27 protein-coding genes and 1 pseudogene are annotated in these 25,254 nt (G+C 40.9%); 27 read left to right on the forward strand and 1 reads right to left on the reverse strand.

The genetic code is table 11. The features are described from left to right. Positions 1-24: 24 nt before the first annotated feature. The 26 genes and pseudogenes from codY to HFK82_RS00370 all read left to right on the forward strand — a co-directional run bounded on the left by codY (position 25) and on the right by HFK82_RS00370 (position 22,644). A complete protein-coding gene (codY, locus tag HFK82_RS00245) occupies positions 25-813 on the forward strand; it encodes a GTP-sensing pleiotropic transcriptional regulator CodY (protein ID WP_168260381.1) in 789 nt (262 codons plus the stop codon). After that, the gene (locus HFK82_RS00250) at positions 813-1,361 is read left to right on the forward strand and encodes a cysteine hydrolase family protein (protein WP_168260382.1); all 549 of its coding nucleotides are present in this window, start codon (positions 813-815) and stop codon (positions 1,359-1,361) included. The genes codY and HFK82_RS00250 overlap by 1 nt, the downstream gene beginning before the upstream one ends. Before the next feature lie 121 nt (positions 1,362-1,482). Next, positions 1,483-1,785: an Asp-tRNA(Asn)/Glu-tRNA(Gln) amidotransferase subunit GatC gene (gatC, locus tag HFK82_RS00255; RefSeq protein WP_154455169.1), complete on the forward strand. Its 303-nt coding sequence runs from the start codon at positions 1,483-1,485 to the stop codon at positions 1,783-1,785. After that, a complete protein-coding gene (gatA, locus tag HFK82_RS00260; protein WP_168260383.1) occupies positions 1,785-3,251 on the forward strand; it encodes an Asp-tRNA(Asn)/Glu-tRNA(Gln) amidotransferase subunit GatA in 1,467 nt (488 codons plus the stop codon). The genes gatC and gatA overlap by 1 nt, the downstream gene beginning before the upstream one ends. Continuing rightward, entirely contained in the window at positions 3,251-4,693 is a 1,443-nt protein-coding gene (gene gatB / locus HFK82_RS00265; protein ID WP_168260384.1) for an Asp-tRNA(Asn)/Glu-tRNA(Gln) amidotransferase subunit GatB, read from the forward strand. Before gatA ends, gatB begins: the two co-directional genes overlap by 1 nt. Before the next feature lie 133 nt (positions 4,694-4,826). Further along, positions 4,827-5,750: a DMT family transporter gene (locus HFK82_RS00270; RefSeq protein WP_168260385.1), complete on the forward strand. Its 924-nt coding sequence runs from the start codon at positions 4,827-4,829 to the stop codon at positions 5,748-5,750. Positions 5,751-5,868: 118 nt separating this feature from the next. Beyond that, positions 5,869-6,285: a MarR family winged helix-turn-helix transcriptional regulator gene (locus tag HFK82_RS00275; RefSeq protein ID WP_168260386.1), complete on the forward strand. Its 417-nt coding sequence runs from the start codon at positions 5,869-5,871 to the stop codon at positions 6,283-6,285. Between the two features lie 8 nt (positions 6,286-6,293). Beyond that, entirely contained in the window at positions 6,294-7,682 is a 1,389-nt protein-coding gene (locus tag HFK82_RS00280; RefSeq protein ID WP_168260387.1) for a DHA2 family efflux MFS transporter permease subunit, read from the forward strand. Positions 7,683-7,784: 102 nt separating this feature from the next. Beyond that, positions 7,785-8,510: a hypothetical protein gene (locus HFK82_RS00285; RefSeq protein WP_206151199.1), complete on the forward strand. Its 726-nt coding sequence runs from the start codon at positions 7,785-7,787 to the stop codon at positions 8,508-8,510. Between the two features lie 142 nt (positions 8,511-8,652). Further along, complete coding sequence (locus HFK82_RS00290; protein WP_204984227.1) at positions 8,653-9,180, forward strand: YqeG family HAD IIIA-type phosphatase; 528 nt, start codon at positions 8,653-8,655, stop codon at positions 9,178-9,180. Further along, positions 9,180-10,298, forward strand: coding sequence for a ribosome biogenesis GTPase YqeH (gene yqeH, locus HFK82_RS00295; RefSeq protein ID WP_168260388.1), 1,119 nt, complete (start codon positions 9,180-9,182; stop codon positions 10,296-10,298). The genes HFK82_RS00290 and yqeH overlap by 1 nt, the downstream gene beginning before the upstream one ends. A 17-nt stretch (positions 10,299-10,315) precedes the next feature. Further along, entirely contained in the window at positions 10,316-10,630 is a 315-nt protein-coding gene (yhbY, locus tag HFK82_RS00300; protein WP_154454789.1) for a ribosome assembly RNA-binding protein YhbY, read from the forward strand. A 41-nt stretch (positions 10,631-10,671) separates the two neighbouring features. Next, positions 10,672-11,310 carry a nicotinate-nucleotide adenylyltransferase gene (locus tag HFK82_RS00305; protein WP_168260389.1) on the forward strand — a complete coding sequence of 213 codons (639 nt, stop codon included), beginning with the start codon at positions 10,672-10,674 and terminating at the stop codon, positions 11,308-11,310. Beyond that, on the forward strand, positions 11,300-11,896 hold the full coding sequence (gene yqeK, locus HFK82_RS00310; RefSeq protein WP_168260390.1) for a bis(5'-nucleosyl)-tetraphosphatase (symmetrical) YqeK: 597 nt from the start codon (positions 11,300-11,302) through the stop codon (positions 11,894-11,896). Before HFK82_RS00305 ends, yqeK begins: the two co-directional genes overlap by 11 nt. Further along, positions 11,893-12,405 (forward strand): cysteine hydrolase family protein, encoded by a 513-nt coding sequence (locus tag HFK82_RS00315; RefSeq protein ID WP_168260391.1) that lies wholly within the window; start codon positions 11,893-11,895, stop codon positions 12,403-12,405. The genes yqeK and HFK82_RS00315 overlap by 4 nt, the downstream gene beginning before the upstream one ends. Beyond that, entirely contained in the window at positions 12,406-12,759 is a 354-nt protein-coding gene (gene rsfS, locus HFK82_RS00320; RefSeq protein ID WP_168260392.1) for a ribosome silencing factor, read from the forward strand. It begins immediately after the preceding gene. Positions 12,760-12,865: 106 nt separating this feature from the next. After that, positions 12,866-13,603: a class I SAM-dependent DNA methyltransferase gene (locus tag HFK82_RS00325; protein ID WP_168260393.1), complete on the forward strand. Its 738-nt coding sequence runs from the start codon at positions 12,866-12,868 to the stop codon at positions 13,601-13,603. Positions 13,604-13,633: 30 nt separating this feature from the next. Next, on the forward strand, positions 13,634-14,731 hold the full coding sequence (locus HFK82_RS00330; RefSeq protein WP_168260394.1) for a nucleotidyltransferase: 1,098 nt from the start codon (positions 13,634-13,636) through the stop codon (positions 14,729-14,731). Between the two features lie 179 nt (positions 14,732-14,910). Continuing rightward, a pseudogene (locus HFK82_RS00335) lies at positions 14,911-15,696 on the forward strand (SDR family oxidoreductase). Between the two features lie 173 nt (positions 15,697-15,869). After that, complete coding sequence (locus HFK82_RS00340) at positions 15,870-16,586, forward strand: YebC/PmpR family DNA-binding transcriptional regulator (RefSeq protein WP_154454783.1); 717 nt, start codon at positions 15,870-15,872, stop codon at positions 16,584-16,586. Positions 16,587-16,770: 184 nt separating this feature from the next. After that, positions 16,771-17,457 (forward strand): gamma-glutamyl-gamma-aminobutyrate hydrolase family protein, encoded by a 687-nt coding sequence (locus tag HFK82_RS00345; protein ID WP_168260395.1) that lies wholly within the window; start codon positions 16,771-16,773, stop codon positions 17,455-17,457. A 116-nt stretch (positions 17,458-17,573) separates the two neighbouring features. Further along, the gene (locus HFK82_RS00350; RefSeq protein ID WP_168260396.1) at positions 17,574-18,413 is read left to right on the forward strand and encodes an amino acid ABC transporter substrate-binding protein; all 840 of its coding nucleotides are present in this window, start codon (positions 17,574-17,576) and stop codon (positions 18,411-18,413) included. A 109-nt stretch (positions 18,414-18,522) separates the two neighbouring features. Next, the gene (locus HFK82_RS00355; RefSeq protein ID WP_154454780.1) at positions 18,523-19,428 is read left to right on the forward strand and encodes a MetQ/NlpA family ABC transporter substrate-binding protein; all 906 of its coding nucleotides are present in this window, start codon (positions 18,523-18,525) and stop codon (positions 19,426-19,428) included. A 95-nt stretch (positions 19,429-19,523) separates the two neighbouring features. Beyond that, positions 19,524-20,906: a M20/M25/M40 family metallo-hydrolase gene (locus HFK82_RS00360; protein WP_154454779.1), complete on the forward strand. Its 1,383-nt coding sequence runs from the start codon at positions 19,524-19,526 to the stop codon at positions 20,904-20,906. Further along, positions 20,887-21,951: a methionine ABC transporter ATP-binding protein gene (locus HFK82_RS00365; RefSeq protein ID WP_168260397.1), complete on the forward strand. Its 1,065-nt coding sequence runs from the start codon at positions 20,887-20,889 to the stop codon at positions 21,949-21,951. The genes HFK82_RS00360 and HFK82_RS00365 overlap by 20 nt, the downstream gene beginning before the upstream one ends. Continuing rightward, the gene (locus HFK82_RS00370; RefSeq protein WP_168260398.1) at positions 21,952-22,644 is read left to right on the forward strand and encodes a methionine ABC transporter permease; all 693 of its coding nucleotides are present in this window, start codon (positions 21,952-21,954) and stop codon (positions 22,642-22,644) included. A 75-nt stretch (positions 22,645-22,719) separates the two neighbouring features. Here HFK82_RS00370 and brnQ read toward each other — a convergent pair whose 3' ends face one another. Further along, complete coding sequence (brnQ, locus tag HFK82_RS00375; RefSeq protein ID WP_168260399.1) at positions 22,720-24,093, reverse strand: branched-chain amino acid transport system II carrier protein; 1,374 nt, start codon at positions 24,091-24,093, stop codon at positions 22,720-22,722. A gap of 207 nt (positions 24,094-24,300) precedes the next feature. On the opposite strand from brnQ, the gene sstT reads away from it, so the two are divergent. After that, a partial coding sequence (gene sstT / locus HFK82_RS00380) for a serine/threonine transporter SstT (protein WP_168260400.1) occupies positions 24,301-25,254 on the forward strand: 954 nt, incomplete at its 3' end.

A 25,254-nucleotide genomic window follows, 5' to 3' on the forward strand; every position in this document is an offset into this window, starting at 1 on the left:
CAACTAAAGCAAAGGAAGTAAAACATGCCGAATTTATTAGAAAAAACACGTAAAATTACATCAATTCTACAACGGTCAGTGGACCATTTGGATGCTGAATTACCTTATAATGCTATGGCATCTAAATTAGCTGATATTATTGATTGTAATGCTTGTATCATCAACGGAGGAGGAACCCTTCTTGGTTATGCAATGAAGTATAAAACCAATACTGACCGTGTTGAGGAATTTTTTGAAACCAAACAATTTCCAGAAGGCTATGTAAAAGCGGCGAGTCGTGTCTATGATACAGAAGCAAACCTATCTGTCGATAACGAATTAACGATTTTCCCAGTTGAATCAAAAGATATTTACCCAGATGGTCTAACCACCATTGCACCAATATACGGAGGCGGTATGCGCCTTGGAACGCTAATTATTTGGCGTAACGATAAAGAATTCTTAGAAGATGATTTGATTCTTGTCGAAATTGCCTCAACCGTAGTGGGGATTCAATTGCTCAACCTTCAAACAGAAAATCTAGAAGAAACGATTCGTAAACAAACCGCTATCAACATGGCGATTAACACCTTATCTTATTCTGAAATGAAAGCTGTTTCAGCCATTTTGGGTGAATTGGATGGTACAGAAGGTCGTTTGACGGCGTCAGTCATTGCAGACCGTATTGGTATTACCCGTTCTGTTATTGTAAATGCCTTGCGTAAGCTAGAGTCTGCAGGTATCATTGAAAGCCGTTCATTGGGAATGAAGGGAACTTATCTCAAAGTCATCAATGAAGGTATTTTTGACAAATTAAAGGAATATAACTATTAATGACAAGAGCCTTAATTTCGATTGATTACACGAAAGACTTTGTCGCTGATGATGGAAAATTGACGGCAGGAAAGCCTGCTCAAGTCATTGAAGAAGCTATTGCTCGCATCACCAAGGAAGCCTATGAGGCAGGGGATTATATCTTTTTTGCCATTGATGGGCACGATGAAGGTGATGTCTTTCACCCAGAAACCAAGTTGTTCCCACCACACAATATCAAGGGAACCGATGGGCGTGATTTATACGGTCAATTAGCCAATGTGTATGCAACCATCAAAGAAGACAACCGTGTCTTTTGGATGGACAAACGCCATTATTCTGCCTTTTCTGGGACGGATTTGGATATTCGTTTGCGCGAACGCGGGGTTAAAACCCTTGCTTTGACAGGTGTTTTGACGGATATTTGTGTTCTTCATACGGCTATTGATGCCTATAATTTGGGGTATGACATCGAAGTTTATGCGGATGCCGTAGCCAGTCTAACGGAAGAAAACCATCAGTTTGCCCTCAACCATTTTAAGAATGTTTTGGGTGCAAAAGTGATTTAAAACAAGGAAAGAAGTGGGAAGGCACTTCTTTTTTCATGTAAAAGCACCTTAAATTATGGTATAATTTTAAGGACTGTATTGTCATTTAGGTTATGATTCTAATTGATCAAGGAGAAAAGAGATGAAAATTTCTGAAGAAGAAGTTCGTCATGTGGCTGAATTGTCAAAATTGTCCTTTTCTGAAGCAGAAACATCAGAATTTGCGACAACGTTGTCTAAAATTGTCGATATGGTAGAACTCTTAAACGAAGTGGATACAGATGGGGTTCCTGTCACGACAACAATGGCGGATCGTAAAACCGTTATGCGTGAAGATGTGGCGGTGGCTGGTGATGACCGCGATGAACTCTTTAAAAATGTGCCTCAATCAGAGAACTACTACATTAAAGTTCCTGCTATCTTGGAAGACGGAGGAGATGCTTAATGTCATTTAATAGCAAATCAATTGACGAGTTGCACAATCTTCTTGTCAACAAAGAAATCTCAGCGGTTGAATTGACCAAAGCAACCCTAGACGATATTAAAGAACGCGAATCAGCAGTTGATTCGTTCATTACGGTGGCGGAAGAATCTGCCCTTGCACAAGCTGCAGCGATTGACGAAAAAGGAATTGACGCTGATAACGTGATGTCAGGAATTCCTTTGGCGGTCAAAGATAATATTTCAACACGCGGTATCTTGACAACGGCTGCGTCTAAAATGCTTTACAACTACGAACCTATTTTTGATGCGACAGCTGTTGAAAAAGTTTACGGAAAAGACATGATTGTTATCGGTAAGACTAACATGGACGAATTTGCCATGGGTGGTTCAACCGAAACTTCTTATTTTAAAAAGACTAAAAATGCTTGGGATCACAGCAAGGTGCCAGGTGGTTCATCAGGTGGTTCTGCTACTGCAGTTGCTTCAGGTCAAGTGCGTTTGTCACTTGGATCTGATACAGGTGGTTCTATCCGCCAACCCGCTGCCTTCAATGGTGTTGTTGGATTGAAACCAACCTATGGACGCGTGTCACGTTTTGGCTTGATTGCTTTTGGTAGCTCGCTCGACCAAATCGGACCATTTGCTCCAACTGTCAAAGAAAATGCCCAATTGTTGAATGTCATCGCTGGAAACGATGTTAAAGATTCAACATCATCAAACCGTGAAGTAGCTGACTTTACAGCTAAAATTGGTCAAGACATCAAGGGCATGAAAATTGCCTTGCCAAAAGAATACCTTGGTGAAGGTATCGACCCTGAAGTGAAAGAAACTATTCTTAACGCTGCGAAACACTTTGAAAAACTGGGTGCGACGGTTGAAGAAGTGAGCTTGCCACATAGCAAGTACGGTGTTGCGGTATACTACATCATCGCTTCATCAGAAGCTTCATCAAACTTGCAACGTTTTGACGGTATTCGTTATGGTTACCGCACTGAAAATTACAACAATCTTGACGATATTTATGTCAACACACGTAGCGAAGGTTTTGGTGACGAAGTAAAACGCCGTATCATGCTTGGTACTTTTAGCTTGTCATCAGGTTACTACGACGCTTATTTCAAAAAAGCGGGTCAAGTGCGTACCTTGATTATCCGTGATTTTGACAATATTTTTGCGGATTACGATTTGATTTTGGGGCCAACTTCTCCAAGCGTTGCCTTTGATTTGGATAGTTTAAACCATGACCCTGTTGCTATGTATTTGGCAGATATTTTAACAATTCCTGTCAACTTAGCAGGGCTTCCAGGTATTTCAATTCCTGCTGGTTTTGCCCACGGCCTTCCGGTTGGTATGCAATTAATCGGTCCAAAATACAGTGAAGAAACTATTTATCAAGCTGCTGCGGCCTTTGAAGCAACAACAGATTATCACAAACAACAACCCGTTATTTTTGGAGGTGAGGACTAATGAACTTTGAAACTGTCATTGGACTTGAAGTCCACGTTGAGTTAAATACCAATTCAAAGATTTTTTCACCAACCTCAGCCCACTTTGGTAATGAGCAAAATGCCAACACCAATGTTATCGACTGGTCATTCCCTGGGGTCTTGCCAGTGATGAATAAAGGGGTAATTGATGCTGGTATCAAGGCTGCTTTGGCTCTGAACATGGATATTCACCAAAATATGCACTTTGACCGCAAAAACTATTTCTATCCTGATAATCCAAAAGCCTACCAAATTTCACAATTTGATGAACCAATTGGCTACAACGGTTGGATTGAGATTGAATTAGAAGACGGATCAACCAAGAAAATCCGTATCGAGCGTGCGCACTTGGAAGAAGATGCTGGTAAAAACACGCACGGAACAGACGGTTATTCTTACGTTGACCTCAACCGTCAAGGTGTGCCATTGATTGAAATCGTGTCAGAAGCTGATATGCGTTCGCCAGAAGAAGCCTATGCTTATTTGACCGCCTTGAAAGAAGTTATCCAATACACAGGCATTTCTGATGTGAAAATGGAAGAAGGTTCGATGCGTGTGGATGCCAATATCTCTCTTCGCCCTTACGGTCAAGAGGCTTTTGGTGTCAAAACCGAATTGAAGAACTTGAACTCATTTAATAACGTGCGTAAAGGGCTTATTTACGAGCAAAAACGCCAAGCCCAAGTCTTGCGTTCAGGTGGTGAAATCCAACAAGAAACCCGTCGTTATGATGAAGCAACTGGGGAAACCATTTTGATGCGTGTCAAGGAGGGGTCATCAGATTACCGTTACTTCCCAGAGCCAGACCTACCTCTTTTTGAAATTTCAGATGAGTGGATTGATACTGTTCGTGGCACCTTGCCAGAATTTCCAAAAGACCGTCGTGCCAAATACATCAATATCTTTGGCTTGAGTGCCTACGATGCGGCGCAATTAACAGCAACAAAACAAACGTCTGATTTCTTTGAAAGTGCCGTAGCTCTTGGCGGTGATGCTAAACAAGTGTCTAACTGGCTACAAGGGGAAGTCGCTCAATTCTTAAACAGCGAAAACAAAACCCTTTCAGAGATTTCATTGACCCCTGAAAACCTTGTTGAAATGTTGGCTATCATTGCAGATGGTACCATTTCATCAAAAATCGCCAAAAAAGTCTTTGTTCATTTGGCTAAAAACGGTGGTTCAGCACGTGCATACGTTGAAGAAGCCGGTTTGGTGCAAATTTCTGATCCAGCTGTGCTCATTCCAATTATCCACCAAGTCTTTGAAGACAATGAAGCTGCGGTTGCGGACTTCAAGTCAGGCAAACGCAATGCCGACAAAGCTTTTACAGGATTCTTGATGAAAGCCACAAAAGGAAAAGCCAACCCACAAGTTGCCCTTAAACTCTTGGCACAAGAATTGGTGAAACTAAAAGAAGACTAAGGGGCAAAAAGTCCAATTATTTTGGGCTTTTTTTTACCCTTTTTTAACAAGTATTGTCAGAAAAGGGATATCGCCTTGGCAGGAATTGTGCTATACTGATAGCCGAAATGACTTTTTGTGGAGTGGAGCTGAGATGGATAAAAATATCAAGGGAACAATCATGGTGCTGGTAGCAGGTATTACCTGGGGGATTTCAGGAATTTCTGGGCAATACCTCATGGCAAACGGCATGAATATCAATTTGCTAAGCAGCTTGCGTTTGATTGTGTCAGGTCTTTTATTGACAGTCATGGCCATGGTCTATCAGCCCCAGCACTTCTCACTGGCCATTCGACAAAAAAGGGTGCTTGCTAAAATTGCAGTCTTTGCTTTGATTGGGCTTTTGATGAACCAATATGCTTATTTGATGGCTATTCAGTACACCAATGCAGGAACGGCGACGGTTTTGCAATACGTAGCACCGATTTTGATTTTGGCTTATGTGTCTGCTAAAAAGAGGCAGCTGCCAGATTTGTCTGAAAGTGTGGCTATTCTTTTAGCTATTTTGGGCACCTTTATCATTGCCACGCATGGCCGTTTTGACGGTTTAGCCATAACACCCAAGGGCTTGTTCTGGGGACTTTTTTCAGCGGTGACTTATTCTTTTTACATTGTTCTCCCTGCAAAATTGATTCGTGAATTTGGGAGTTTTACGGTAGTTGGTCTTGGTATGCTCATGGGCGGAGTGGTTTTTCCCATCTTGACGCGCTCTTGGCAATACCCCTTGGTTTTGACGCCTGACAACCTGCTTGCCTTATTTGGCATTATTATTGTTGGGACGGTCTTTGCTTACACCTTTTTCCTTAAAGGCAGTGCTATCATCGGTGCGGTCAAGGGCAGTTTGTTGGCAGCCATAGAGCCAGTATCCTCAGTCTTCTTCTCGGTAATGGTGATGCATGAAATCTTCTACTCCATTGATTTTACGGGAATGTTTCTCATTCTTGTCGCCGTGCTAATGCTATCCCTACGTGATTTGTTTATGGTTCGCAAGCAATGGCGCACTATGAATAAAACGTGAAAAGTTAAGGAAAACCTTAACTTTTTTGTTTTCATCTCTTGACAGGTTTTCAAAACAAGAGTACAATACATTTCGTTATCTTCCTAACAGTTAGCTAGCTAACGAAAGGGGTGCTGTTATGGAAAAAAATATTGGACGTTTGGTTAAAAAAGCCAGTAACCAACTAGGGCGGGAACTTGACCAGTTTGCAAAACCCTTTGATCTAACGGGAATGCAAATGTCAATCATTGACTTTATCAGTTATGGATTAAAGGAAGAGTATTTTCAACAAGACATTGAAAAGGAATTCAATATTCAACGTTCAACAACAACTGTGCTTTTACAGCGCATGGAGAAAAAAGAGTTGATTTACCGCCAAGTTTCGCAAAAAGATGCCCGCCAAAAATCGGTGCATCTGACTCAAAAAGCGCAAGATTTAGTAGCAGAATGTCGTTTGTATTTTCAACTCCAAGAAAAAGAGTTGGAAGAACGCTTTTCAGAAGACGAAATTGCTATTTTTGAGAAGATTTTAGATTATTATGTTAAGAAGAAGTAGGAGGAACCATGTCAGAAGAAAAAATTTCACCTAAAGTGATTCGAGCAGTTATTGCTGTTGGAATGTTATCCTTTTGTGGGGTGGTCGTTGAAACAGCGATGAACATCACCTTTCCAACTCTTATGAAAGAGTTTGGAATCACCACATCAACGGTTCAATGGATGACGACAATCTACCTTTTGGTAGTGGCGTCAGTAGTGCCTTTATCAGCGTATTTGAAGCGTTCATTTAAGACAAAATCAGTCTTTTTGACAGCTAACTTACTGTTTATTTTGGGCGTGTTAATTGATAGCATTGCGCCAAGTTTTGCTTTGCTTTTGGTCGGGCGTGTCATTCAAGGGATTGGAGTCGGAATTGCGCTTCCTTTGATGTTTAATATTATTTTGGACCAAGTTCCAATGAGTAAAATCGGTACGATGATGGGTGTTGGAACTTTGATTACCGCTGTTGCTCCAGCGGTTGGACCAACATTTGGTGGATTTGTTTCATCACATTTTGGATGGCGTTTTATCTTTGTCTTGCTTACCCCGCTTTTGTTAATCTCTTTAATTTTAGGGGTAATATCTATTGAACAAAAAAATAAAGTGGCGCGTGAAAGTTTGGATTTAATTAGCGTTATAGCTATTCTTTGCTTATTTGTTGGGTTGATTTTAGGAATTAATAATTTGGCTGAATATGATTTCTTTAGTGTGCCTGTTTTAGGAGGATTGGCAGTTGGAATTGCTGGTCTTCTTGTCTTGGTAAAACGTTCTTCACATCTAGAACAGCCAATTGTTAACTTATCTATTCTTAAAAATGGTAAATTTGCTGGACATGTTATTGCTTTCTTCCTGTTTCAAATTGTCAATCTAGGAATGTCTTTTATTATCCCGAATTATATTCAGTTAGTAAATCATTCAAGTTCAACTGTCGCAGGTCTTTTAGTCTTTCCAGGAGCAATTATTGGTGCCTGCTTTGCACCATTTAGCGGCAGAATTTTAGATCGTTTAGGTGCTAAAAAGCCAATTATTTTTGGAGTTAGTCTGCTTGCCTTTGCTCTTTGTCTCTTTAGCATTTTGGCTTTGCATTTACCGAATACTTGGTTAACTGTTATCTATATTCTATCAATGGCAGGTACTGGAATTGCCTTTGGTAATATCATGACAAATGGTCAAAAACAAGTAACTTCAGACAAACGAGCAGATGCCAATGCTATCTTTAATACTTTGCAACAATTTGCTGGCGCAGTTGGAACGACCGTTGCATCCTTGGTTGTTGCGCTCAGTCAATCAAACACAAGTATCAGCTATGCAGAAGCAACGGCTAGAGGGTCACGAAATGCTTTTATCATTTTGCTTGTCTTAGCTGTTATTGAATTGATTATCCTATTTAGAGTTGTTGATGGTAAAGAAAATTAATTTTTTAGAGTGCTTTGTCACTCTTTTTTTGATGGATTTTCAAAAAATGTACAGAAGCGATTGACATCTTTAATTACGGTATTTATAATAAAATTTATTGAAATGGAGGAAAATGATTATGAAAAGCATTGGAAAGCTTTAGGAAAAGAAATTGCTAGAATTTTAGTTATCCTTGCTGTCATTGCAGCTGTTGTCTTTTATTTGAAAGGTAACAATTGGTTTAAAAAAATCTTTGAAGGTGATACAGAGGATAAATACGAATTTGTTGTTAAACGTTTTTCAAAGAGACATGAATTACTTGTGGCTGAGGCAGCAGCAGAGACTACGCAAACTCAAAGATTTAATTCAAATGCAACAAAAGATTGGCCAGATTGGACAAAGACAATTGCTGATTTGATTGTTAGTCGTAAACTGGAAGTGAAAATTCCTGTAAAAACAGAATTCAAGTTGGAGTTAACTGATATTTCACAAAATGATATTGAAATCAAGGACAATGTCTTAACTTTCAAAAATCCTTTAACTATAAAAGTTGATTCACAAAAAGAGGGTGGCCTTGAAATTTTGTCTTCTTCATCTGGAATTGTTGATAAAACAGTTGATGTTGTTACTTCGAATAAAAAAGCAATGGAATTTTTAGATGAAAAAAGCCAAAATGCTATTTATAAAACAAGTAACAATGTTATGGCACAGGAAAAATATCAGAAGAAAGTAGCAAAATACGCTAGTCAAGATTTAGAAAAATTACTTAATCTCAAATCTGACGATAAAATCAGTGTTAAAATCAATGTTTCAGATTTAAAATTTGAAAATATTGACCCTAAAGAATAAGAAAATTTTAAAAGAGCTTGAGGAAAACTTTTCTTGGGTTCTTTTTTTATTAAATTTCCTTATGTGGGAATGGTTTTCAATTCGCCATATTTTGGCAAATATGTTAAAATAAATAGTAAAATATATTTTTTTGGAGAGTAATTTGAGTATAGACGATTATAGGCCGACCTTCGTGGTTGAGGCAGTTTATGATTTAAAAGCAGAAGACTTGTTACGACGTGGGATTCATGCCGTTTTAGTGGATTTAGACAATACTTTAATTGCATGGAATAACCCTGATGGTACGCCTGAGGTGCGGGCATGGTTGGATGAGATGACGATGGCTGATATTGCTGTTGTGGTCGTGTCAAACAACAAACATTCCCGTGTCAATCGTGCCGTTTCTCGTTTTGGCGTGGACTTTGTGAGCCGTGCCATGAAACCATTCACACGTGGCATTAATAAAGCCATCAAGCGTTACGGTTTTGATCGTGATGAGGTGATTATGGTTGGTGACCAATTGATGACCGATATTCGTGCGGCTCACCGTGCTGATATTCAGTCTGTTTTGGTAAGACCTTTGGTTAAATCTGATGCTTGGAATACTAGAATTAATCGCTGGCGTGAACGTCGTGTTTGGGCCAAACTTGAAGAAAAATACGGAAAAATCCAATATCAAAAAGGAATTTAATGGAAGAATTAGTATGTATTGGCTGCGGAGCCAAAATTCAAACAGAAGATAAAGACAAAGCAGGCTACACCCCAAAAGCTGCCTTGGAAAAAGGGCTTGAAACAGGTGAATTGTATTGCCAAAGGTGTTTTAGACTACGTCACTACAATGAAATCACTGATGTGCACATGACCGATGATGAGTTCTTGCAATTGTTGCATGAAGTGGGAGATAGTGATGCCCTTGTGGTCAATGTAGTGGACATTTTTGACTTCAATGGATCAGTTATCCCAGGTTTGCCACGCTTTGTTTCTGGCAATGACGTTTTGTTGGTTGGAAATAAAAAAGACATTTTACCTAAGTCTGTTAAAGACAGCAAGGTAACACAATGGTTGACAGAGCGTGCCCATGAAGAGGGCTTGCGTCCAGTAGATGTTATCTTGACTAGTGCTCAAAATCACCAAGCAATCAAAGACTTGATTGAGAAGATTGAAAGCTTGCGTCATGGGCGTGATGTCTATGTGGTGGGCGTGACCAATGTTGGTAAATCAACCTTGATCAATGCGATTATCAAAGAAGTCACAGGTGAAAAAGATATTATTACGACTTCACGTTTCCCAGGGACAACGCTTGATAAGATTGAAATTCCTTTGGACGATGGGAGCTATATCTTTGATACGCCAGGTATTATTCACCGTCATCAGATGGCGCATTACCTCAGTGATAAGAATTTGAAGTACATCAGCCCTAAAAAAGAAATAAAGCCAAAAACCTATCAGCTCAACCCTGAACAAACCTTGTTTTTAGCAGGTTTGGGACGTTTTGACTTCATTTCTGGGGACAAACAAGGATTTACCGCTTATTTTGACAATAATTTGAAATTGCATCGCACCAAATTAGCTGGAGCAGATGCCTTATACGATAAACACGTTGGTACTCTTTTAACACCGCCAACAGACAAGGAATTAGCTGATTTTCCGCCATTAGTTCGTCACGAATTTACCATTAAAGATAAGATGGATATCGTGTATTCAGGGCTTGGTTGGATTCGTGTGAAAGCGTCAGCACAAAAGCCTGTGACCGTTGCAGCTTGGGCACCTGAAGGGGTTGCTGTCTTGCTCCGTAAGGCATTGATTTAACAAAAGAAAGGACCGTCATGCTAACATCAAAACAACGTGCTTTTTTGAAATCAGAAGCACATAGCTTGAAACCGATTGTACAAATTGGGAAAAATGGTCTAAATGACCAAATCAAGACCAGTGTTCGACAAGCTTTGGACGCTCGTGAATTGATTAAAGTAACCTTGCTTCAAAATACGGACGAAGATATTCATGAGGTTGCAGACATTTTAGAAGAAGAAATTGGTTGCGATACGGTTTTGAAAATTGGGCGTATCTTGATTCTTTACAAGGAATCGTCTAAAAAACAAAATCGCAAACTATCACCAAAAGTAAAAGAGCTAAACAAATAAGCTCGTCGTTTAGGAAGTCGCCTGACTTGGAGGTCGTCACTATGGCAATAGAATTGCTAACACCCTTTACCAAAGTTGAGTTAGAAAAGAAAGAAAAAGACACAAATCGAAAACAAATTGGTATTTTAGGAGGAAATTTCAACCCTGTTCACAATGCCCATTTGGTTATTGCAGACCAAGTTCGCCAGCAATTAGGCTTGGACGAGGTTTTTCTCATGCCCGAATACCTACCGCCACACGTTGACCAGAAAGACACGATCGATGAAAAGCATCGTTTGAAAATGCTGGAATTAGCAATTGAGGGTATTGACGGTTTAGGCATTGAAACCATTGAATTGGAGCGTAAAGGGGTCAGCTATACCTATGAAACCATGAAACTGTTGACGGAAAAAAATCCTGATGTGGATTATTATTTCATCATCGGTGCAGATATGGTGGATTATTTGCCAAAATGGCACAAAATTGATGAACTTATCAAAATGGTGCAATTCGTCGGTGTGCAACGTCCAAAATACAAGGCAGGGACGTCTTATCCTGTGATTTGGGTGGATGTGCCTATGATGGATATCTCATCAAGTTTGATTCGTCACCAGTTTGAAAAAGGTTTGAAACCAAACTTTTTACTCCCTAAACCTGTGATTGATTATATTGAGAAAGAAGGGCTGTATCGTGACTTATGAGCAGTACACAGGGACGAGCCGTGAGGACTTGCTTTCCAAAATCAAGGCTGTCATGAGCGACAAGCGATTTAATCACGTTCTTGGGGTTGAACAGACAGCTATTGAATTGGCAGAGCGTTATGGCTACGATAAGGAAAAAGCAGGGCTCGCAGGTTTATTGCATGATTATGCTAAAGAGATTTCAGACCAAGAATTTTTAGACTTGATTGACAAGTATAATCTTGACCCAGAACTCAAAAAATGGGGCAACAATGTCTGGCATGGCATGGTTGGTATTTACAAGATTCAGGAAGATTTGGGCGTGACAAATAAGGATATCTTGCACAGCATTGAAACGCATACAGTTGGCTCAAGTCAGATGTCTTTGCTAGATAAGATTGTTTATGTGGCAGATTATATTGAGCCTGGTCGTCGTTTTCCTTTGGTGGAAGAAGCGCGTGCGATTGCCAAAGAATCGTTAGATAAGGCAGTGGCTTATGAAACGGTTCATACCGTTGAGCACCTTGCACACCAAGCCTTTCCAATCTTCCCACAAACCATTGAAACTTATAATGCGTATGTTGGGTTTATGAAAGATGACAAATGAAAACAGCTCTGTTAGTGATTGATATTCAAACAGCCTTGATAGAGGCTAAACCGTATGCAGTTGATAACTGTTTGTCTGTCTGGCAAAAAGCAATCGCCACTTGTCGTGAGAAAAACATTGAGGTGATTTACGTCCGCCACAATGACGACGAACTACTAACAGGAAGTCATGGCTGGGAAATTTACGAAGCTATTGCTCCAGAAGTTGACGAGAAAATTTTTGATAAGCATTATAATAGTGCTTTTAAAAAAACTCATTTACAGACTTATCTGGACAGCCAATCTATTGATCAGCTGATTATCATTGGCATGGCAACGAATTATTGCATTGATACGACTGTTAAGGTGGCGTTTGAGTTTGGCTATGATTTGGTAGTTATTAAAAATGGCACGACTACCTTTGCTGAAAGAGAAATTACAGCAGAACAATTAATACAGCATTATGAAAGCACTTGGAATGGACGTTTTGCCCAAGTGGCTGATTTAGAAGAAATTTTAAAAGAGGATTAAATGGATAAAAAAGAATTACTAGAATTGGTTGTGAAGGCAGCTGATGAGAAACGTGCAGAAGATATGGTCGTTTTAGACCTTTACGGGTTGACTAGTGTGACTGATTATTTTGTAGTCGTGAGCGCTATGAACACTCGTCAATTGGATGCTATTGCTGAAAATATTCGTGAAAAAGTGAAAGAAGTCGCTGGTATAGCCAGCCATGCAGAAGGTGATAGTCGTACAGGTTGGGTACTTCTTGACCTTAATGATGTTGTTGTCCATATTTTCTCAGAAGACGAACGTGAACACTACAACATTGAAAAACTTTGGCACGAAGCTCCAATGGTGGATGTGTCAGAATACTTAGCTTAAAGAGAACCTTGCCGCTTGGCGGGGTTTTTGAAAACAAGAAGAAAGGAAAGATAGGCGAGTTAGCTCACAGCTTGTACCCGCATGACGGAACTATCAAAAGAGAAAAATGAACAAAAACTATCAAAAATTTGCTGAGGTTTATGATGCCATCATGGACGATTCCCTTTATGATAAATGGACTGATTTTTCGCTCCGCCATTTTCCCAAAAACAAGAAAAAACTCTTGGAATTGGCCTGCGGGACAGGTATCCAATCGGTGCGTTTCTCACAAGCGGGCTTTGATGTGACAGGGCTTGATTTGAGTGAAGAAATGTTGGACGTGGCTCGTCAGCGTGCTAAGGAAGCAGGCGAGGCTATTAATTTCAAACAGGGCAATATGTTGGATTTGTCGCAAGCTGGTCAATATGATTTGGTGACTTGCTATTCAGACTCGATTTGTTACATGGCTGACGAGGTTGAAGTTGGTGATGTCTTTAAACAAGTTTACGACTGTTTGAATGAGGACGGAGTATTCATCTTTGACGTGCACTCAACTTACCAAACTGATACCGTTTTTCCTGGTTATTCTTACCATGAAAATGCAGAAGAATTTGCCATGGTTTGGGACACTTATGCCGATGAAGCACCGCATTCTGTTGTCCATGAATTGACTTTCTTCTTGCAAGACGAGGATGGGCGTTTCACTCGCTATGACGAAGTTCACGAAGAACGCACCTATGAAATCCTGACCTATGACATTCTCTTGGAGCAAGCAGGTTTCAAATCATTAGAACTCTACGCTGACTTTGAGGACAAAAAGCCACGCAAAAAATCAAACCGCTGGTTCTTTGTGTGCCAGAAGTGAGCAAACAAGTAAAGAATAAAAGGAGTTTCCATGACGGTTACTGGTATTATTGCGGAATTTAATCCCTTTCATAATGGGCATGGTTATCTGTTGTCGCAAGCTAAGGGCTTGAAGATTGTGGCTATGTCGGGCAATTTTGTCCAACGTGGCGAGCCTGCGATTGTGGATAAGTGGACGCGAGCTGAGATGGCACTGAAAAATGGCGCGGATTTGGTGGTGGAATTGCCGTTTTTAGTGGCTGTTCAAGCGGCAGATTATTTTGCGCAAGGGGCAGTTGACATGTTAGCCAGTCTTGGTGTGGATAACTTAACTTTTGGCACGGAAGAAATGTTGGATTATCAACACTTTTCACACATTTATGCCCAACATCACCAAGAAATGCAGGATTTTCTAAAACAATTGCCTGACGAGTTGTCTTATCCACAGAAAACGCAAAAAATGTGGGAAACCTTTGCTGGGGTTGATTTTACTGGTGATACGCCCAATCATATCTTGGGCTTGGCTTATGCCAAAGCGTGTGCAGGAAAAGCGATTAGGCTCAATCCTATTCAGCGTCAAGGAGCGGGTTATCATTCCTTGGAAACCGAGGTGGCTTTTGCATCGGCGACCAATTTGCGTGTCCACAGACAAGACAAGGCCTTTGTGGATAAATTCATGCCCGATGCTGATTTGTTGCTGGATTCGCCACAAGCTAGTTGGGAAGATTATTTTGATTTTTTGGCCTACCAAATTAAGACAAATCCCGATTTGACAAGGATTTTTCAGGTTAATGAGGAATTAGCCAACCGCATTCGCTCAGCTATTCGAACAGTGACGTCTGTGGAAGAATTGGTAGATAAGGTGGCCACTAAGCGTTACACAAAGGCTCGTGTGAGCCGTATTTTGGCTTATATTTTGGTTGGAGCTGTGGAAAAACCACTTCCCAAGGCCATTCATGTGCTTGGTTTTACTCTAAAAGGGCAAGAACACCTCAAAAAAGTTAAAAAATCAGTACCTATCGTGACGCGAATTGGTGCTAAACCTTGGGACGAGGTGACGCAACAAGCTGACCAAGTCTATCAGCTAGGTAATCCACAGTTGCCAGAGCAAACCTGGGGAAGAGTCCCTGTCAGAGTGGATAGAGAGTGATTTTAATAAACAAAGAAGTCAAGTGCTAGGCCACTTGGCTTTTTTAAAACCAAATGTCAGCGATTTTTACCCTACCATGTTACAATGAGGGCATTAAGATTAATGGAGGATAGAAAAAGATGACGAGGATTGCAATTACAGGTGTGACGGGGCATTTAGGCGGTTTTGTGGCATAAGCCTTGTCTGATGCAGGAATTCCCGCACGGCATTTGGCACGCTCGCCAGAACGGGAACCAAAACTAGCAAAAGCTGAGGTGAAACAATGCCGTTATGAATACTCACCTCAAGCACTTGAGGCCCTTTCTGGCATTGAGGTTTTGTTCATGGTTTCGGATAAAGAGGCACCAAACCGCTTGCAAGAGCATTTGGATTTTATAGATGCTGCCAAGGAGGCTGGGGTTAAGCACATTATTTACACGTCTTTTTACAATGCTAACCCAAAGGCGACTTTTACCTTGACTCGTGACCATGCGGCAACCGAGCAATATATCAAAGAAAAAGGTCTGACTTATACCTTTTTGCGGGATAATTTCTACATGGATTTCTTTGTGACATTGGCACAAGAATACGGTGAAATCAAAGGACCTGCTGGAAATGGCAAGGTATCTGCTGTTGTGCGTTCGGATGTTGCCAAAGTAGCGGTAGCTATTCTCAAAGACTCTGATAAATGGGCAAATCAAACCCTAGATATGACAGGACCTGAGGCATTAACTTTGTCAGAAATGGCAGAGCAGTTAAGCCATTTGCTAGGCAAAACAATCAGCTATGTTGAGGAAACCGTTGAAGAAGCTTACGCTTCACGCAAGGCTTGGCCAGCAGAAGATTAGGAATACGATGCTTGGGTGTCAACCTACACCGCCATTGCTAAGGACGAACAGGCAGGCTTATCAAATGCCATAGAAAAAGTCTTAGGCACAAAAGCCACCTCACTAGCCCAATATGTCCAATCTATGCCAAAAGGATAGCCTAATCACGTTTTTTTAAGCCATCAGTATTTTACACCAGCCCGCCAAAGTGCTATAATAATAGGGATTACGAATTTAGCTGTGCTAGTTCAGTAGTTCAAGGATTGAGCGTTTGACGTCGTTCAACTCCATTTATTAAGCTAACAAAAAAATCTTTACAAAGGAGACTACCCATGGGACGTAAGTGGGCCAATATTGTTGCCAAAAAAACTGCCAAAGATGGTGCTAACTCTAAAGTTTATGCTAAATTTGGTGTTGAAATCTATGTAGCTGCTAAAAAGGGTGAACCAGACCCAGAATCAAACTCAGCCCTTAAATTTGTACTTGAGCGTGCAAAACAAGCCCAAGTGCCAAAACACGTTATCGACCGCGCCATTGATAAAGCAAAAGGTAATACAGACGAAACCTTCGTTGAAGGACGTTACGAAGGCTTTGGACCAAATGGTTCAATGATTATCGTGGACACTTTGACAAGTAACGTTAACCGTACAGCTGCTAACCTCCGTTCAGCATTTGGTAAAAACGGTGGTAACATGGGAGCAGCAGGTTCTGTATCATACCTTTTTGACAAAAAAGGGGTTATCGTGTTTGACGGTGACGATGCCGATGCTGTTTTTGAACAATTGCTTGAAGCAGACGTTGACGTTGAGGATGTTGAAGCAGAGGATGGTGTGGTAACAGTTTACACAGCACCAACTGACCTTCACAAAGGTATCGAAGCTTTGCGTGCCAACGGTATTGACGAATTCAAAGTGACTGAGCTTGAAATGATTCCACAATCAGAAGTCACTCTTGATGGTGAAGACCTTGAAGTCTTTGAAAAACTAATTGACGTTCTTGAAGATGACGAGGACGTGCAAAAAGTTTACCACAACGTTGCTGATTTTTAATCTATACACCACAAACACCACAAAAGATAGTCAGTTCTTATTACTGACTGTCTTTTTCGTTTTGAGTGATAGCTTTCTTTTATCTGAGTGATAATAAAAATCTATTGGAAAAGCGTGGCGTTTTGGTCTAAAATAGGGTTATTGTAATGAGCGAATCTCAAATAAAGGAAGGAGAGGATGTTAAATGAAGCAAGTCATTGTTGGGATTACAGGAAATGAAAAAGAAATACCAGAGATGTCAGGCATTCGTTTTGATACGGTGTCGCGTTATTTATCTGAAGGCGTTACCGCTGCTGGTGGCGTTCCTGTTATCATTCCAGTTGGGAGCCCCGCTCTTGCTAAAGCTTACATTGATATGATTGATAAGCTGATTTTATCTGGCGGTCAAAATGTGACACCAGCATTTTACGGTGAAGAAAAGACTATCGACAGTGACGATTACTTTTTGGAACGTGATGAATTTGAATTGGCTTTGATTAAAGAAGCCTTGCGTCAAAGAAAACCTATTTTTGCGGTTTGCCGAGGCATGCAGCTGCTAAATGTAGCATTAGGCGGTACCTTGAATCAAAACATAGACAATCATTGGCAAGAAGACGTTGAAGGTACCTCACATGAAGTGTCAGTTGTTCCCAACAGTCGTGTGAGCCATTTGGTCAAATCAGGTGCTTGTATTAATTCCTTTCATCGCCAAAGCGTTAAAGAGTTGGCACCTGACTTGGTTGCGACGGCGCGTGATACACGTGATGGCACGATTGAAGCTTATGAAAGCAAGAAAGGTGCTCCCATTTTAGGCATTCAGTGGCATCCTGAGTTGTTGCTAGACAGAACGGAGAGCCGCAACTTATTTCATTATTTGGTTCAAACATTATAAGTACAAAGCTGATTAAGGCGGCTTTTTCTTATTTTTCTTGCAATCAAATCAATTGTTATCTAGCGAGAGTGGTGTTAAGATAAAAGCGTCTTAAAAAAGGAAAGGAAGTTATGGATATGACATTTTGGAAAAAAGCATTAGGTGTAACAAGTGTGGTTTTGGCCTCAAGCCTTGTTTTAGCGGTTTGCTCGTCACAATCATCCTCTAAAAAATCAAGCGGTAAAGAAGAAGTGGTCTTTGCGACTGTCGGAACAACGGCCCCATTCTCATATGAAGACAACGGAGAATTGACAGGATACGATATCGAAGTTGCCAAAGCGGTCTTTAAGGATTCTGACAAATACAAGGTCACTTTCAAGAAAACCGAGTGGGCATCTATTTTTACAGGGATTGACTCAGGCAAATACCAAATGGCTGGTAACAATATCAGCTACACTAAAGAACGTGCCAATAAGTACCTCTTCTCTTACCCTATCGGCTCAACCCCATCTGTTTTAGTTGTGCCAAATGATAGTAAAATCACCTCTTACGATGATATTGGTGGTCACTCAACCCAAGTGGTTCAAGGGACAACAACTGCTGCACAATTGGAAAAATACAACCAAGAACACAGTAACGACACCGTTGATATCAATTATACTAACGAAAACATTACTCAAATGTTGACTAACTTGAACGATGGCAAGTATGACTTCAAGATTTTTGACGCCCCAACAGTTAATACAGTTATCAAAAACCAACAATTAACAAACTTGAAGACCATTGATTTGAAATCAGATGACCAACCTTACATCTACTTCATTTTCGGTGATGACCAAAAAGACTTGCAAACTTACGTCAACAAACGTCTTAAAACCTTACAAGAAAATGGTACCTTGTCTAAATTGGCAGAACAATACCTTGGTGGCGACTACACTCCAAGTGCAGATGATTTGAAATTGCCAACCTCTCATTAAAATGTGGTTATAGTTTTAAACTATAAATAATACTTGTTAATAACAATTTGAAACCTATATCCAAATAGGATACAATAAAATCACTTAGTAAATGAAAGAGGATATAGATATGAAATTGAAAAAGATATTTGGATTAGCAGGTGTGATTGCAGCATCAACAGTTTTATTGGCAGCTTGCGGAGGCAACTCAAAATCAGCATCAGATGACTCAACACTTAAAGTTGGAATCATGACATTGGATGATAGCACAGAACCTGTTTGGGATGAAATCACAGAATTGGCTGAAAAGAAAGGTGTTAAAATCAAATTGGTTGAGTTTACAGATTACAACCAACCAAACGAAGCCCTTCAAAATGGGGAAATTGATGTCAACGCCTTCCAACACAAATATTTCTTGAGTAACTGGAACAAAGAAAATGACGGCACTATCGTTGAAGTAGCTGATACCTTTCTTAGCCCAATCCGTTTGTTCTCAGGAACAAAAAATAACGGTGATGCTAAGTACACAGATGTTGTAGATATTCCAGATAAAGCGACTATCTCAGTGCCAAACGATGCGTCAAACGAAAGCCGTGCCCTTTACTTGCTTCAATCAGCTGGTTTGATTAAATTGGATGTTTCAGGTAATGAGTTGGCAACTATCAAAAACATTTCATCAAATCCAAAGAATTTGGATATCAAAGAAGTGGATGCTGCACAAACAGCTTCAACACTTAACTCAGTAGATGCGGCAGTTATCAACAACTCTTATGCCCAATCTGCAAATGTTAACTATGATACAACTCTTTACACAGAACCAATCGATGATAATTCAGACCAATGGATTAACGTGATTGCAGCCCAAAAAGATTGGAAGAAATCAGACAAGGCTGACGCCATTGAAACTTTGGTATCTGTTTATCAAACAGATGAAGTTGGTAAGGAAATCGAAAAAGCATCAAACGGTATCGATATTCCTGCTTGGAAAGGTGCTAAAACATCATCAACTTCTGAATCGTCATCATCAAATGAATGAGCCAAAAGATAAGAATCAGGTGTGTTCTTAACACACCGATTTTCTTTGTAGGCGGTATTTCTGAGTAAAATGTGAGCGTTGTGAAAGGTAGCAAAATGGTCGTAAACGAAAATGAGCAATTAGAAAAATTTTATCAAGATGAACTCACACAGTATTATTTTGAAGCGCTGGGGCGTTTGATTGCCAAAAAATCCATCTTCGCTCAACAGATTGGTTTGGCTGAGGTTGCGGGTGAGTTGGGGCAGTTGTTTACAGAAGCTGGTGCTGAGGTGACAATTGACGATATCTGTACGGCACCGCTGGTTTTGGCTCGATTTAAGAGTAGTCATCCTGAAGCTAAAACCATCATTTTTTACAATCATTATGATACGGTGCCTGCTGATGATGACCAACCGTGGACATCCAATCCATTTGAATTGACGGTTCGTGATGGGTATATGTACGGTCGGGGTGTGGATGATGACAAAGGACACATTACCGCGCGTTTGACTGCCGTTCAAAAGTACCGTCGTCAGCACGGTGATTTACCTGTCAATGTGATTTTTCTCATGGAAGGGGCAGAAGAATCGGCTTCTGTTGGTTTAGAAACCTACCTGGAAAAATATGCTGATGAATTGCGTGGTGCGGATTTGTTGGTTTGGGAACAAGGCATTTCAAATGCTAAAGGACAAATCGAGATTTCAGGTGGAACCAAGGGCATTGTGACCTTTGATATGGTCGTGGATTCAGCGAAAATTGATATTCATTCGAAATTTGGTGCGGTGATTGATACAGCAACGTGGTACTTGCTCAAGGCGATTACATCCTTACGAGATGATGAGGGACGCTTGCTAGTGGATGGCATTTACGACCAGGTGACACCGCCAAATGAACGAGAGTGGCAATTGGCTTTGGAGCACGCTAATTTAGACCCTGAGCGTTTGCAGGACTTGTATGGATTGACCTTGCCGCTATTGACCAAAGATACAGAATCATTAGTGAAAACCGTCTTTTTTGAGCCTGCTATTACCATTGAAGGCATAACGTCAGGCTATCAAGGGCAAGGGGTTAAAACGATTTTACCATCAAAAGCAAGATCTAAGATGGAAGTTCGCTTGGTACCTGGCTTGGATCCAAAAGAAACCCTTGCTCACATTAGAAAGCATTTGGACAAACACGGTTTTGAACAAGTGGAATTGATTTACACCTTGGGTGAAAAGGCTTATCGTAGCGATATGTCAGACCCTGCTATTTTAAATGTCATCGAGATTGCCAAGGCATTTTCACCAAATGGAGTATCTGTCTTGCCAACCACTGCGGGAACAGGCCCAATGCACCAAATCTTTGAAGCCTTGGAAGTTCCAATTGCGGCATTTGGAATTGGTAATCCAAATAGTAGCGACCATGCTGGCGATGAAAATGTAAAATTAGCTGATTACTACACCCACATTGAGATGATTGAGGAGTTAATTAAGAGTTATGACAAAACCCATTATTAAACTAGAAAATATTGACATTACCTTTTATCAGAAAAGACGCACCATTGAAGCGGTGAAAGACGTTTCTATCACGATTCACAAGGGCAATATCTATGGTATCGTTGGGTATTCAGGTGCAGGAAAATCGACTTTAGTGCGTACGATTAACCTGCTACAACCACCAACGTCTGGTACAATTACCATTGGAGATGATGTGACCTTTTCAGATGGTCAGGTGCAGTTAAAAGGAGCTAAATTACGCCAAAAACGCCAAAAAATTGGAATGATTTTCCAACATTTCAATTTGATGGCTCAAAAAACGGCGCGTCAAAATGTGGCTTTTGCCCTTAGACATTCATCTTTGTCTAAAGAAGAAAAAGACAAAAAAGTGTCGGAATTGTTGGAGTTGGTCGGCTTGTCAGAGCGTGCAGAGAATTACCCGTCACAATTATCGGGTGGTCAAAAACAGCGTGTGGCGATTGCGCGTGCCTTGGCAAATGACCCTGAAATCTTGATTTCAGACGAATCAACCTCGGCCTTAGACCCTAAAACCACCAAGCAAATTTTGACCTTGTTGCAAGATTTGAACCAAAAATTGGGCTTGACGGTTGTGATGATTACGCACGAAATGCAAATTGTGAAAGACATTTGCCACCGTGTTGCTGTGATGCAAAATGGGCATTTGATTGAAGAGGGTTCTGTTTTGGACATTTTTACTAGTCCAAAAGAAGCCTTGACCCAAGAATTTATCAAAACGGCTACGGGCATTGATGAAGCTTTGGTGAAAATCGAAAAACAAGACTTCATCCAAACCTTGCCAAAAAATGATTTATTGGTGCAATTAAAATACTCAGGAAGGTCAACTGATGAGCCTATCCTTAATCAAATTTACAAAGAGTTTGAAGTAACGGCAAATATCCTTTATGGGAATATCGAAATCTTGGCGGATACTCCAGTGGGTGAGATGATTGTGGTCTTATCAGGTGAGCCTGATGCCCTTATGGGAGCCCAAAAAGCGATTGTAAAAGCTGGAATTGATTTGACTGTTTTGAAACGAGGTGCTTAAATGACAGAATGGATTGAAACCTATTTACCAAATGTTTACCGCATTGGCTGGGAGGGAACGAATTCTTGGCCAGACGCGATTTACGCGACCCTTTACATGACAAGTATTTCTTTTGTCGTGGGTGGGCTTTTAGGATTGATTGTTGGCTTGTTTTTGGTGTTAACAGGACCCAATGGGGTCATCGAAAACAAGGTGGCATTTCAAATTCTAGATAAAATCACATCTGTTTTCCGTGCCATTCCGTTCATTATTTTGCTAGCGATTATTGCCCCAGTGACTTACTGGATTGTAGGGACAAACCTTGGTATGACAGCTGCTTTAGTACCTCTATCAGCAGCGACCTTTCCTTTCTTTGCTCGTCAGGTACAGGTGGTCTTGGCTGAACTTGACCAAGGGGTGATTGAAGCTGCTCAGGCCTCAGGAGCAACTCTTTGGGATATTATTAAGGTTTACCTAAGCGAAGGGTTGCCAGACCTTATTCGCGTGTCAACAGTGACCTTGATTTCACTTGTCGGAGAAACGGCTATGGCTGGTGCTATCGGTGCTGGAGGACTTGGTTACATTGCCATTTACTATGGTTACAACCGTTCAAATACCGATGTGACCTTGGTGGCAACCTTACTCATTCTTATTTTGATTTTCTTGATTCAATTTATCGGAGATTTCCTGACCAATAAATTAAGCCACAAATAAAAAGAAGGTGCTTGGCATCTTCTTTTTTGATGCACACAAAAACACCCAAGCGCCTTTAGCTTGGGTGTTAGCAGGTTAATTTTTTTGAACTCTTTGAACGATGACGCCAAGGATAAATCCAACGACGGCAAAGCTAATCCAACCCATTGAGAATTGACCAAGTGGGACAACGCTGGTAAAGAAGTATACCACTCCGTTTGGTAGGTTAAACAAACCAGTCATGGCTGAAAGGGTAGATAAGGCATCGTAAAGAGCAGGAATCATGGTGAATGCGATTGTCAAGCGATAGACAATCGGGCTATTTTGGAAGAATTTAGAGCAAAGCATCAAGAGAACGATAGCGATTGTTAATGGGTAAAGAAGGTAAAGCACAGGGAGTGACCATTTGATGAGTTCAGATAAGCCACCGAAGTAAAAGACTAAAGCAATCAAGGTAAAGATGGTTGCCCAGCTAACGTGCGATACTTTTGGTTGCAATTTATGGAAGTACTCCGCACAAGCTGTGATAAGTCCTGTTGCTGTTGTCAAACAAGCTAGGAAAATAGCCAAGGCTAATACCACTTGTCCGATATTACCAAGGTAAAAATGCGCTGACTGACTAAGAACATTTCCACCGTCAACAGGGGCACCGTTAAGCATGAATTGACCATCAGTAAAGCTAAAAAGGCTTTGTGATGTTGCTCCGATGCGTGCCACAAAGATGTAGATAAGTGCCAAAAGAACAGTAGCAATGATACCTGATTTGAAGGTTAGTCCAGCGACTTCAGATTGAGTCTTAGCACCGTGTTGCTTGCTGGCATCAATAACGATAATGGCAAAGGCTAGTGAAGCAAGGGCGTCCATGGTACCGTAACCTTGGATAAGTCCAGCGACAAATGGCACATCTTTGAAAGCGTTGCTGATGTCATTAGCTGCATTGTGAGCTACTCCAATATCACCAGCTGGTTTGATAAAGGAAGCCACCACCAAAACAGCAATGATAATCAAAAGAGCAGGCGTCAAATATTTCCCAATACGGTCTGCGATTTTGCTTGGTCTGATCGCCAAGAGGTAAGATAAACCAAAGAAGAGCAAACCATAAACGATTTTGGCAATGAGATTGTCACCAAAGATGGGTTGGATACCAACTGAGAATGATGTTGCCCCCGTTCTTGGAATAGCAAAGAAGGGACCAATTGAAAGGTAAAGGGCAATTGAAAAGAGCAGGGCATAGCGTTTTGAAACAGGTCGAACGAAGTCCTCCACGTCACTCGCCCCAGAGCGTGCAACAGCCACCACACCCAGCAATGGCAAAGTAACTCCAGTCAAGCAAAAGCCGATAATGGCAAGCGCCAAATTGCTTCCAGAGTAAATCCCTAAAAAGGCTGGGTAAATCAAGTTAGCTGCTCCAAAAAACAGAGCAAATAACATAAATCCTATGATGACATAGATATTTTTAAAGGTTTTCATAATCTCCTCCTCGTTAAGAGATATATTAAAGTTGAGACAATTATAATTTAGAGAAATGTCTGACAATTATTATATCGAACGGATTCTTAACCGTCAATAGTCGTGAATTGGCAATTGCAAAATGGGGTATGGGGGGCAAGCATCGTTTGACGAAGCCCTTGTTTTATATTATGATAAGAAAGTTATTTCGTTATGAAGGGAGTTTCTATGAGACATTTTATCAGTGTTTGGAATAGGACCAGTTTAATCAAACGCATTGTCATCGGGGTGGTGCTTGGTTTGCTTTTGGGAATGCTGATTCCTAAGGTGAGTGTCATCGGTCTGTTGGGAGATTTATTTGTTGGTGGTTTGAAAGCTATTGCGCCTTTGCTTGTTTTTGCTTTGGTGGCAAATGCCTTGTCACAACACGAAAGAGGTAAGCGAACCAATATGTCCACCGTTATCGGACTTTATCTGATTGGGACCTTGGCGGCAGCCCTTGTGGCCGTTATGGTCAACTACCTTTTCCCGCTAACTTTAACTTTAGACGGCGTGAGCGATAGCAATTTATCGGCACCAGAAGGGATTGCACAGGTCTTTAAGGACTTGTTGCTCAAGATTGTGGATAACCCTGTGAATGCCGTGGCTTCTGCCAATTACATCGGGGTCTTGGCTTGGGCGGTCATTTTTGGTCTAGCCTTGCGAAATGTCAGCCCACAAACCAAAGAATTGCTTCAAACAACGGCAGAAGTGACGTCACAAGTGGTGCGTTGGATTATCAATTTAGCGCCGTTTGGTATTCTAGGTTTGGTGTTTAAAACCGTTTCTGACAATGGGGTTGGGATTTTGGCCAATTATGGGATGTTGATTGTGACCTTAGTTGGTACCATGCTTTTTGTTGCCTTGGTGGTCAATCCGCTCATCGCCTTTATCATGATTCGTGAAAATCCTTATCCGCTGGTCTTTTGTTGCCTGCGTGAATCGGGCTTGACTGCCTTTTTCACTAGAAGTTCAGCTGCCAACATTCCTGTCAATATGAAACTGTGTGAGGACTTGGGCTTGGATGAGGACACTTATTCGGTTTCTATTCCGCTGGGAGCAACGATTAACATGGCTGGTGCAGCGATTACCATCAATATTTTGACCTTGGCTGCTGTTAATACCTTGGGGATTCATGTTGAT

The organism is Streptococcus alactolyticus (assembly GCF_012277075.1).
Classification (GTDB): Bacteria; Bacillota; Bacilli; order Lactobacillales; family Streptococcaceae; genus Streptococcus; species Streptococcus alactolyticus.

Excerpts from the sequence above, each read along its gene's own strand:
- codY (WP_168260381.1), top strand. The coding sequence starts at position 25 with ATGCCGAATTTATTAGAAAAAACACGTAAAATTACATCAATTCTACAA.
- HFK82_RS00250 (WP_168260382.1), top strand. The coding sequence starts at position 813 with ATGACAAGAGCCTTAATTTCGATTGATTACACGAAAGACTTTGTCGCT.
- gatC (WP_154455169.1), top strand. The coding sequence starts at position 1,483 with ATGAAAATTTCTGAAGAAGAAGTTCGTCATGTGGCTGAATTGTCAAAA.
- gatA (WP_168260383.1), top strand. The coding sequence starts at position 1,785 with ATGTCATTTAATAGCAAATCAATTGACGAGTTGCACAATCTTCTTGTC.
- gatB (WP_168260384.1), top strand. The coding sequence starts at position 3,251 with ATGAACTTTGAAACTGTCATTGGACTTGAAGTCCACGTTGAGTTAAAT.
- HFK82_RS00270 (WP_168260385.1), top strand. The coding sequence starts at position 4,827 with ATGGATAAAAATATCAAGGGAACAATCATGGTGCTGGTAGCAGGTATT.
- HFK82_RS00275 (WP_168260386.1), top strand. The coding sequence starts at position 5,869 with ATGGAAAAAAATATTGGACGTTTGGTTAAAAAAGCCAGTAACCAACTA.
- HFK82_RS00280 (WP_168260387.1), top strand. The coding sequence starts at position 6,294 with ATGTCAGAAGAAAAAATTTCACCTAAAGTGATTCGAGCAGTTATTGCT.
- HFK82_RS00285 (WP_206151199.1), top strand. The coding sequence starts at position 7,785 with ATGGAGGAAAATGATTATGAAAAGCATTGGAAAGCTTTAGGAAAAGAA.
- yqeH (WP_168260388.1), top strand. The coding sequence starts at position 9,180 with ATGGAAGAATTAGTATGTATTGGCTGCGGAGCCAAAATTCAAACAGAA.
- yhbY (WP_154454789.1), top strand. The coding sequence starts at position 10,316 with ATGCTAACATCAAAACAACGTGCTTTTTTGAAATCAGAAGCACATAGC.
- HFK82_RS00305 (WP_168260389.1), top strand. The coding sequence starts at position 10,672 with ATGGCAATAGAATTGCTAACACCCTTTACCAAAGTTGAGTTAGAAAAG.
- HFK82_RS00315 (WP_168260391.1), top strand. The coding sequence starts at position 11,893 with ATGAAAACAGCTCTGTTAGTGATTGATATTCAAACAGCCTTGATAGAG.
- rsfS (WP_168260392.1), top strand. The coding sequence starts at position 12,406 with ATGGATAAAAAAGAATTACTAGAATTGGTTGTGAAGGCAGCTGATGAG.
- HFK82_RS00325 (WP_168260393.1), top strand. The coding sequence starts at position 12,866 with ATGAACAAAAACTATCAAAAATTTGCTGAGGTTTATGATGCCATCATG.
- HFK82_RS00330 (WP_168260394.1), top strand. The coding sequence starts at position 13,634 with ATGACGGTTACTGGTATTATTGCGGAATTTAATCCCTTTCATAATGGG.
- HFK82_RS00340 (WP_154454783.1), top strand. The coding sequence starts at position 15,870 with ATGGGACGTAAGTGGGCCAATATTGTTGCCAAAAAAACTGCCAAAGAT.
- HFK82_RS00345 (WP_168260395.1), top strand. The coding sequence starts at position 16,771 with ATGAAGCAAGTCATTGTTGGGATTACAGGAAATGAAAAAGAAATACCA.
- HFK82_RS00350 (WP_168260396.1), top strand. The coding sequence starts at position 17,574 with ATGACATTTTGGAAAAAAGCATTAGGTGTAACAAGTGTGGTTTTGGCC.
- HFK82_RS00355 (WP_154454780.1), top strand. The coding sequence starts at position 18,523 with ATGAAATTGAAAAAGATATTTGGATTAGCAGGTGTGATTGCAGCATCA.
- HFK82_RS00360 (WP_154454779.1), top strand. The coding sequence starts at position 19,524 with ATGGTCGTAAACGAAAATGAGCAATTAGAAAAATTTTATCAAGATGAA.
- HFK82_RS00365 (WP_168260397.1), top strand. The coding sequence starts at position 20,887 with ATGACAAAACCCATTATTAAACTAGAAAATATTGACATTACCTTTTAT.
- HFK82_RS00370 (WP_168260398.1), top strand. The coding sequence starts at position 21,952 with ATGACAGAATGGATTGAAACCTATTTACCAAATGTTTACCGCATTGGC.
- brnQ (WP_168260399.1), bottom strand. The coding sequence starts at position 24,093 with ATGAAAACCTTTAAAAATATCTATGTCATCATAGGATTTATGTTATTT.